The 8,535-nt window shown below is 69.3% G+C and carries 10 protein-coding genes and 1 tRNA gene; 4 read left to right on the top strand and 7 right to left on the bottom strand.

What is annotated here, in order from left to right:
- Window positions 1-63: 63 nt before the first annotated feature.
- Window positions 64-153, bottom strand: a tRNA-Lys gene (locus AB0B72_RS26385).
- Window positions 154-310: 157 nt separating this feature from the next.
- On the opposite strand from AB0B72_RS26385, the gene AB0B72_RS26380 reads away from it, so the two are divergent.
- Both AB0B72_RS26380 and AB0B72_RS26375 read left to right on the top strand, forming a co-directional pair.
- Window positions 311-1,300 (top strand): bifunctional lysylphosphatidylglycerol flippase/synthetase MprF, encoded by a 990-nt coding sequence (locus AB0B72_RS26380; protein ID WP_367741641.1) that lies wholly within the window; start codon window positions 311-313, stop codon window positions 1,298-1,300.
- A gap of 9 nt (window positions 1,301-1,309) precedes the next feature.
- Entirely contained in the window at window positions 1,310-1,444 is a 135-nt protein-coding gene (locus AB0B72_RS26375; protein ID WP_367741640.1) for a hypothetical protein, read from the top strand.
- Window positions 1,445-1,462: 18 nt separating this feature from the next.
- Here AB0B72_RS26375 and fabI read toward each other — a convergent pair whose 3' ends face one another.
- The 3 genes from fabI to AB0B72_RS26360 are packed head-to-tail and all read right to left on the bottom strand — an operon-like array spanning window position 1,463 to window position 4,115.
- Window positions 1,463-2,266 (bottom strand): enoyl-ACP reductase FabI, encoded by an 804-nt coding sequence (fabI, locus tag AB0B72_RS26370; protein WP_367741639.1) that lies wholly within the window; start codon window positions 2,264-2,266, stop codon window positions 1,463-1,465.
- Window positions 2,263-3,225 carry an NAD-dependent epimerase/dehydratase family protein gene (locus tag AB0B72_RS26365; RefSeq protein WP_367741638.1) on the bottom strand — a complete coding sequence of 321 codons (963 nt, stop codon included), beginning with the start codon at window positions 3,223-3,225 and terminating at the stop codon, window positions 2,263-2,265. Before AB0B72_RS26365 ends, fabI begins: the two co-directional genes overlap by 4 nt.
- Window positions 3,222-4,115: a ScbA/BarX family gamma-butyrolactone biosynthesis protein gene (locus tag AB0B72_RS26360; protein WP_367741637.1), complete on the bottom strand. Its 894-nt coding sequence runs from the start codon at window positions 4,113-4,115 to the stop codon at window positions 3,222-3,224. The genes AB0B72_RS26365 and AB0B72_RS26360 overlap by 4 nt, the downstream gene beginning before the upstream one ends.
- Before the next feature lie 243 nt (window positions 4,116-4,358).
- On the opposite strand from AB0B72_RS26360, the gene AB0B72_RS26355 reads away from it, so the two are divergent.
- Complete coding sequence (locus tag AB0B72_RS26355) at window positions 4,359-4,973, top strand: ScbR family autoregulator-binding transcription factor (protein ID WP_367741636.1); 615 nt, start codon at window positions 4,359-4,361, stop codon at window positions 4,971-4,973.
- On the opposite strand, the gene AB0B72_RS26350 is transcribed toward AB0B72_RS26355, so the two are convergent.
- The 3 genes from AB0B72_RS26350 to AB0B72_RS26340 form a co-directional block, all read right to left on the bottom strand.
- Window positions 4,970-5,587 carry a ScbR family autoregulator-binding transcription factor gene (locus AB0B72_RS26350; RefSeq protein WP_367741635.1) on the bottom strand — a complete coding sequence of 206 codons (618 nt, stop codon included), beginning with the start codon at window positions 5,585-5,587 and terminating at the stop codon, window positions 4,970-4,972. The genes AB0B72_RS26355 and AB0B72_RS26350 overlap by 4 nt on opposite strands.
- A gap of 82 nt (window positions 5,588-5,669) precedes the next feature.
- Window positions 5,670-6,482 (bottom strand): BTAD domain-containing putative transcriptional regulator, encoded by an 813-nt coding sequence (locus AB0B72_RS26345; RefSeq protein ID WP_367741634.1) that lies wholly within the window; start codon window positions 6,480-6,482, stop codon window positions 5,670-5,672.
- A gap of 113 nt (window positions 6,483-6,595) precedes the next feature.
- On the bottom strand, window positions 6,596-7,237 hold the full coding sequence (locus AB0B72_RS26340; RefSeq protein WP_367741633.1) for a 2-oxo acid dehydrogenase subunit E2: 642 nt from the start codon (window positions 7,235-7,237) through the stop codon (window positions 6,596-6,598).
- 257 nt (window positions 7,238-7,494) lie between these two features.
- Here AB0B72_RS26340 and AB0B72_RS26335 point away from each other — a divergent pair, with 257 nt between their 5' ends.
- Window positions 7,495-8,526, top strand: coding sequence for a fatty acid desaturase (locus tag AB0B72_RS26335; protein WP_367741632.1), 1,032 nt, complete (start codon window positions 7,495-7,497; stop codon window positions 8,524-8,526).
- Window positions 8,527-8,535 lie beyond the last annotated feature (9 nt).

The following is an 8,535-nucleotide window of genomic DNA, read 5'->3' as shown; positions in this document are numbered from 1 at the left end:
TAAACGCCCGATCCCCGTTAGGCCGCTACGGGAACCTCTCCTCGGACCGATCACTCGGCCCAGCGGAGAGGGCAGGATTCGAACCTGCGTGGGCTATCACACCCGACCGGACTAAACGCCCGATCCCCGTTAGGCCGCTACGGGAACCTCTCCTTCGACCGGCTTTCCGGTTCCCCGGAGCCGCTCACAAATTCATAGTGCCCGACCGCTCTGACATTCGCCTGACTTTCCGCTGATGCGATTTAGGTGGCCCTTCCTGGGCCGTTCCGAAGATGCTTCACTGAATACAGGACGAAGAATGGAGTAGATCGTGTCTGTCATTACCACGGATACCGGGGTGATCCAGTCCCTGCGTGCCCACGCCGACAACCCCTCGGCCTTCCTGGCCCTCAACCGGGAGACCGACGCCTTCACCTCGCCCGGCGTCGAGGGCCTGATCGCCTACCGGCGGGCCGGCGGCCACCTGGTCCAGCTCGGCGGCCCCTTCGCCCCGCCCGGCGACTACGACGTGCTGCTCGACCGCTTCCTGGCGTACGCCGACGACAACGACCTGCGCGTCGTGTCGGTGCAGCTGCAGCGCGACGACGCGGAGCGCTACGCGAGCCGCGGGTTCACGGTCAACCAGATCGGCGCGTCCTGGGCGGTCTCGCTGGACGGCTTCACGCTGCGCGGCACCAAGTTCATGCAGCTGCGTAACAAGATCTCCCGGGCCTTCCGGAACGGGCTGACCGTGACCGAGGTGGACCCGGCCGACCTCGGCGAGGCCATCGCGGAGATCGACCGCGAGTGGCTCGGCGCGAAGGGCGAGCACGTGCATCAGCTGGAGTTCCTGGTCGGCCAGCTCGGCGGGCCGGCTCAGGAGCACCGGCGGCTCTTCCTGGGCCGGGTCGAGGGCCGCCCGGTCGGCTACATCTCCTACTGCCCGGTGTACGGCACCCGCCCCGGCTGGATGCACGACCTGAGCCGCCGCATCCCCGGCGGGTCACCCGGGATCATGGAGGCGATCAACAGCACCGCCATCGAGGTCTTCCGCGGCGAGGGCGTCCCGTGGCTGCACTTCGGGTTCACCCCGTTCACCGGCCTCGACGCGAGCCTTGAGCTGCCCGGCCACAACCTGGGCTTCCAGTGGCTGATGCACGCGCTGTTCGCCCAGGGCGCCGATCTGTACCCGGCGCAGACCCAGCTCGCCTACAAGCAGAAGTGGGGGCCCGATCTCATGATCCCCGAGTACATCGGGTTCCGTGGCCGGGCCTCCGTGGCCGCCTTCGCCCACGTCTTCCGTGCCTGCGGCGCTTTCTAGGAGGAACCCATGTCCGTTGAAGAGTTGATGCAGTCGCTGATCCAGAGCATGTTCGGCGTGTTCGGCGCCCCCGACGACCCCGAGGTGGCCAAGCACGCCGACGACGTGCTGGCCGACCTGCACACCGCCCTGGCCGGGGGCTGAGCGCCGCTCATCCAGCAGTCACCCCGGCGCGTCCGCCGGGGTGCCGAGCGCGACCGCGTGGGCGCCGCCGTCGACGTGGATCACCTCGCCGGTGACCTGCGGCAGCCAGTCCGACCACAGCGCGCAGATCGTCCGGCCGACCGGGGTGGCGTCGGCGGCGTCCCAGCCCAGCGGGGCCAGCGTCGGCCACACGGCCTCGAAGTCGCCGAAGCTGCTGCCGATGCCCGACGCGGCCACCGTGCGCAGCGGCCCGGCGGCGACGAGGTTCACCCGCGTGCGCTGCCCGCCCATCGCGTGCGCCAGGTAGCGGCACGAGCTTTCCAGCCCCGACTTCGCCACCCCCATCCAGTCGTAGCCCGACCACACCTGCGACGCGTCGAAGTGCAGCCCGACGATCGACCCGCCGCCCGCCTTGGCGAGCAGCGGCCCGAACGCCCGGCCGAGCGCCACGAACGAGTAGGTCGAGATGTGCAGGGCCGTGGACACGTCGTCCCAGGAGGCGGACATGAACCCGCCCCCGAGGGCCGACTTCGGGGCGAAGGCCACCGCGTGCAGGATGCCGTCGACCATCCCCCATCTGGTGTCCAGGTCGGCCACGACGGCCTCGATGTGCTCGGGCCTGGTGACGTCCATCTCCAGCACGTCGCACGGCCGGGGCAGCTTCTCCGCCACCCGCTCGGTGACCCGCAGGCCCCGCCCGAACCCGGTGAGCACGATCTCGGCTCCCTGTTCCTGGGCCAGCCGGGCCGCCGCGTACGCGATCGACTTGTCCGTCAGCACGCCCGTGACGAGCAGGCGCTTTCCTTGCAGCAACATGGTCATCCCACTTTCGTGGTCGGAGAGAGAAGCTCGCGGTACCAGGAGACCGCGGCGGGGAAACGTGCCTCGAATCCCGGTCCCGGGTCGAGCGCCGTACGGGACCAGACGGCCGAGGTGTCGTACCAGTGGTCGTCGGCGAGCAGCGTGAACTGGTGGTCGGTCATCGCCGGCACGGCCGTGCGAGAGAGCGCGCGGTGGTCGGCCGCGGGCAGGTCGAGTTCGGGCAGCGGCAGGCCCAGGCAGCCGTGGACGGTGGTGAGCAGCCGCCGTACGCTGACCGGCTCGGGGTGCCCGACGTGCAGCACCACTCCGGCGCCGTCCGACCCTGCCTCCAGGGCCAGCGCGCCCACAACACGGGCCAGGTCGCCGACCGACACCAGCGTCATCAGCGCCCGGCCCCCGTCGATCCACGCGGGAACCAGGTGGAACAGCCGCAGCAGCGCCGGGACGAACCACTTGTCCCCCGGCCCGTAGACCAGGTGCGGCCGCAGCACGGTGCCTCCCGCGGCCAGCACGAGCCGCTCCGCCGCCGCCCGGCTCATGCTCGTCGGCGACACCGGGTGGGGCACCAGCGCGCTCTCGGCGTCCCCCCGGTGCGTGCCCATCCCGTAGACCGACGTCGTGCTCAGGTAACGCGTCCTGCGGACCCCGGCGCTGCGGGCCTCGGCGAGCAGCGCCGCCGTGCCTCCGAAGTTGACCCGGTCGCACAGCTCGGCGTCGCCGGCTATCTGCGAAGCCAGGTGGATCAACGTGGAGACCCCGTCGCAGCTTCCGCGAAGTGACCGCGGGTCGGCGAGATCGCCGCGGGTCAGCGTCGCCCCGGCCATCCATTCCGGCAGCGCCCCTCTGCGGAGCACCCGGACGGGGCGGTCGGTGGCGGCGAGCAGCAGCCGCACAACGGCGGAGCCGATGAAGCCGGTGCCCCCCGCCACCAGGATCGCGTCCCCTTCACCGGCGTTCATGCAGAAAGGTCCTCATGCACGTTGAGCACGCCGACGGCGACCTCGGCCCCGCCCTGGACGAAGACCACCCGGACGCTCGCCGAGTCGCCGTCGTCGGCCAGGACCGTTCCGGTGACCAGGCACGGCTCGTCGAGGTCCACGTACTGGGCGAAGCTGAAGTCGCAGGACAGGAGGATCATGCCGGTACGGCCCAGCATCAGGTGGGCGGCCTGCCGCCCGGCCTCGATGACCGCCATGCCGGGCACATGGTCCACGGAGTGCTCGAACATCACCGGGTGCCTCCGGTCGAGCCGCAGCAGCCACGTGTCCGGCATGAGCGTCTCGGCCAGCACCACGTCCGCTTCGGCGTCCCGGCCGACCAGGCAGGGCCGTACCGGCTCGGGGATGACCGCCGGCGGGCCGTCGACGAACGCCCGCACCCCGCGCAGGCGCATGTACAGCCGTGGCGGCACGCAGCTCATCCGGGCGTCGGCCGTGGCGATCCGTTCGCCGTCCCGGTACGCGCTGAACTGCAGGCTCATCCCCCCGACCTGATCCCGCCGCCGCTTGATGTCATGACATTTCACCATCAGGGCGATCGAGGCGACGGTGTCGCGCAGCTCCAGGCCGGCCTGGGTGACCTGGAACGACTTGGCGTGCGAGAGGAACTTGACGTCTTCCCCGATCGAGAAGCCCTCGTGCGCCACCAGCAGGCCCGCCTGCCGGATCGTCTCCGCCACGAGCATCGGATCGTGGGAACGGCCCGACCTCAACCCGAAGAAGCTGTGGCTGCGGGGCCACTGGGCCCCGACGAGGAAGCTGTCGCTCGTCAGCTTCACGATGTCGGTGAGGAAGACCTCCGACACGGCCTCCCGGTGCACGAGGCGCCGGGGGACGGTTTGCTGGAACATCCCCGTGATCATCGGTGGGGAGAAGCGGGGTGCGTCGTCGTTACCGTGCTTACCGTGCTCATTGATCGTCGTGTGCATCGAACACCTCACGAAGAGACGGGTGGCGGCCATTGCTTTATGACATAGGGGGCAAGGCCGTACAATACCTACCGACCGGTTTTTTTTGCTTTGTTACTCAGCAGTTGGGTCTACTGTGGGAAGAGAGATCAAGATGAGCGCGCATGGAACGGAAAGGCACTGAAGGTGAGACAGCAGCGGGCCGAGATCACCCGCTCGGCCATCCTCGACGCGGCGGCCACCGTCTTCGATGAGCATGGCTACGCGGCGGCGAGTCTGTCCGACATCATCTCCCAGGCGGGCGTCACCAAAGGCGCCCTGTATTTCCACTTCCCCTCGAAAGAAGAGCTGGCCAGGGAGCTGATCGACGCCCAGTTCCAAGTCGGCGCGCTCCCCGTCGCCGTCACCGACGCCGGCATGCAGACCCTCATCGACGTCTCCCACGACCTGGCCGCGAACCTGATGGACAACGTCCGCGTGCGCGCGGGCATCCGCCTCGTCATCGAGTACGGCACGTTCGAGTCACCCTCGCCCGACGCGTACCAGCGGTGGGTCGACGTGGCGAGGGTCTGCGCGGCCGGCGCGCGGGACAAGGGCGACCTGCGCAGCGGTCTGGAGCCGGACGACGTCGCGCACTACGTGATCTCGTCCTTCACCGGCGTGCAGCTCAGCTCCCAGGTGTTCTCGCGGCGGGCCGACCTGCGGCGCCGGGTCACGGTCATGTGGGAGCTGCTGCTCCCCGGAATCGTCCCGCCCCGACGGCTGGCGCGATTCTCCCCGGGCGGCAGCTCAGCGGTCTAGGGGTCCGCGGCGCGCAGCTTGCCCAGGAACTCATCGGAGACGAGCGCCGGGAGCAGCGACTCCCACATCGCGGTGAGCGCGGCGGTCATCCGGGCCCGGGGCAGGCCTGCGCACGCGAGCCCCTCCAACCCGACGCCGATCGCCACGACGATGATCGTGTAGGAGTCCTCGCGCACGCCGGGGTGCAGCTCGCCCAGCGTGCGCGCCCTGGCGAGCAAGTCCACGGCCAGCCGGAGCCAGCCGTTGTAGACGCCGGCCGGGCCGTCGTCGGCTCCGCGCTCCCGGGCGAGCCGGAAGCTGGCCCGCAACGTCGGCTCCTCGTCGAGCCAGCGCAGAAGTACGTGGGTCATGTCGATCAGCGCCTGGATGAGTGGCAGCTCCCGGGAGGCGAGCTGCCCGGCCAGGGCACGGAGTCGCTGGCCCCCCTGCTGCTGCACGGCCGTGGCCATGTCCTCCTTGGCGGAGAAGTGGAAGTACAGCGCGCCCTTGGTCATGCCGGAGGCCCGGCCGATGTCGTTCAGGCTGGTTCCCGCGAACCCGTTGCGCGCGAACACCTCGGCCGCCGCCTCGACGATTCGCTGCCGGGTGATGTGGGACCGCTCCTGTCGCGCCACGTCCGAACTCCTGTCACGTCACCGTCCCCCACTGGTCCCCCCGGCACCGCTGCCACCGCTCCCCGCGGCCTCAGCGGTGGCCTCATCGTCGGACCGCCCCCACTCCGGCCCTGGGCTCGGCCAGATGACGGTCGGAGACGAGCACCCCCCGGTGCAGGACCTGCAGCACAGGCGACGGCTCCATTCCCAGGCCGTTGACGAGCCTGGTCCTGAGCTGGCGATAGACGCTGAGCGACTCGGCGCGCCGCCCGGCCCGGTAGAGCGCCAGCATCTGCTGCGCCGCCAGCCCCTCGTGGGTCGGATGCCGGGCGACCAACGCGCTCAGCTCGGCCAGCAACTCGTGGTGACGTCCGAGACGCAGGTCGGCGTCGATCCTGCGCTCCAGGACGTTGAACCGGGCCTCTTCCAGGCGGCACGCCTCGATCTCGGTCATCGGCCCCAGCTGCACGTTCGACAGGGCGCCGCCCCGCCACATGGCCAGTGCCTCGCCGAACTTCGCCGAGGCCTTCTGGAAGTCCCCGGCCTCCCTGGCCCGATGCCCGGCGGTCGCGAGCTTCTGGAACTCCCAGACGTCCATCCGGCCGTCGCCGATGTCCAGGAGATAGCCGCCCGGCTGGGTCACCACGATGCCCTTGGGCACCCGCGTCGTGTCGCCCGTCCGGTCGAGCGCGGCCCCGATGAGGTTGCGCAGATGCATCACGTACGTCTGAAGGGTGGTGCTCGCGCTGCGCGGAATCGTGTTTCCCCACAGCTCGCTGAAGAGCGCGGCGATGGGAACGGACTCCCCGGCGTGCAGCGCCAGCGTCGCGAGCAAGGTGCACGGCTTCGCGGCTGAGGGGGTTACCGGGATTCCCGCCACACGGACCCGTAGGGGCCCGAGGATCTCGATCTCCATGTCATCTCCCATACGACGGAGGTCATATCGAAGATAATAAAACGGGACGACCGGTTTGTATATGAAAATCGGGGCGATCGGTCTTTTTTTGAGTATCCGCAGGTGAGAGCTTCTCAGGCCACAGTCAGACGCATGATCGCGTCCTGGATCGCGGTCAGGAAGGCGACCGCCTCGCGTGTGTCGAGCACCGCCAGGTCGTACGCGACGACGACGGGCCGCACCCATCGGGCGCCCAGCCGCTCGACGGCGCCCAGGAAGAACGTGGCCACCGAGTGCGCCACGACCACGGGCACGCCGTGCAGCACCGAGTGGCCGCCCAGGTGCGACAGGATGGCCGGCACGCTGTTCGGCGGGCTTCCGGGGAGCGCGCTCTCGATCGCGGCCAGACAGTGCTCGGACAGGTCGGACAGGTCGAGCAGATCGACATCGGGAAGCACCTCGACGGTGAAGTCGCCCTTCGCGGCCGGCACGGCGACGCCGAGGTTGACCCAGGACTGCAGCCGCAGCTCGCCCCGGTTCGCGCGGCGCTGCCGTACGGACGGGTGCTCGGCCAGGGCGCGGGCGGTGAGGTTCGCGAACGCCTGGAAGGGTGTGATCGGCCGGCCGTCGGAGCTCAGCTCCGCCGCCGCGTCCTCGAGCGCCCCGGCGTCGATCGGCGCGTGGACGGACGCCGGCACCATCTGGGTGTGGAGCCAGCTCATGGCCTCTCGCGCCGGGGGGAGCACCACTGCGGGTGTGACATTGACCTGGGACACGAAATCCTCCTCGACTCCTTGATCTGACGTTCGGTGGTGAATATCGGGCGACTGCACAACCACACCTTTTTATCCCGGCCGGCAGGCTGCGGCAATGGCGGCGCCGGTCCACGTCAGCGGATCGTCAGGCCAATCGAGAATGACTCGGACGGCGGTCGAGAATTCGCGTCAGCCGCCTGTCAGAGCTGTTTGCGAGAATTATCGCCGAATGGCAGGAACAACGCTATGACGTTTCCACGCGGGAGGTCTTCGTTCCCATGTCAACCGAAGCGCAAACGATCACGATATCCCCGACGGGCACCCACGAGGACCTGACGGAGCGCATCAGGCGGGCGGGCCTGCTGGCCCCCAGGCGGGACTACTACGTCCTCAAGATCACCACCACTCTCCTGCTGATGGCCGGCTGCTGGGTGGCGTTCTTCCTGATCGGCGACTCATGGTGGCAGCTCGTGGTCGCGGTGGCGCTCGGGCTGACGTTCGTCCAGTCCGGCTTCATCGGGCACGACGTCGGGCACCGGCAGATCAGCCACACCAAGCAGCTCGCCCAGGCGATCGGCTGGGTGCACATGAACGTGCTGATGGGAATGACCTACGGCTGGTGGGTCAACCACCACAACCGCCATCACAGCCATCCCAACAACCTGGACAAGGACCCCGACACCCGGCGCCGCAAGGTGATCTTCCACGTCGACGAGGTGCCGACCAAGGGAGCCACCGCGTTCGGCCGGTTCGTGATCAGGCACCAGGCCGTGATGTTCTTCGTGCTGCTGGCCCAGGAGGCGTGGCGGGTGCACGCGTCGGGCTTCCAGGCGGCCAGGGCGGGCACGCTCAAGCGGCCGTTGACCGAGCTCGGGCTGACCGTGCTGCACGGCCTGCTCTACCTGGGGGCCGTCCTGGCAGTGCTGCCGCCGGTCAAGGCGATCGTCTTCATCCTGCTCAACCAGGCCATCTTCGGGTTCTACCTGGGTGCCGTCTTCGCCCCCAACCACAAGGGCATGGTCGTGCACCGCAGCGACGTCGAGCTGGACTGGCTGCACCGGCAGGTGCTCACCTCGCGCAACATCCGCCCGGGGCGGATCACCGACTTCCTGTTCGGCGGGCTGAACTACCAGATCGAGCACCACCTGTACCCGACCATGCCGCGGGTCAACCTGGGCCGGGCCCGGCCGATCGTGCGCACCTACTGCGCCGAGCACGGCATCCCGTACGTGGAGGTCTCGGCCTGGGAGTCCTACCGGCAGGTCGCGGGCTTCCTGAACGAGGTCGGCGCGGAGGCCACGGCCCGATGACCGTCCACG

It is taken from the genome of Microbispora sp. NPDC049125 (assembly GCF_040802045.1).
In the GTDB taxonomy this organism is placed as follows: domain Bacteria; phylum Actinomycetota; class Actinomycetes; order Streptosporangiales; family Streptosporangiaceae; genus Microbispora.
The sequence above is the reverse complement of the archived record's forward strand: the minus strand, read 5'-3'. Positions and strand labels throughout refer to the sequence as shown.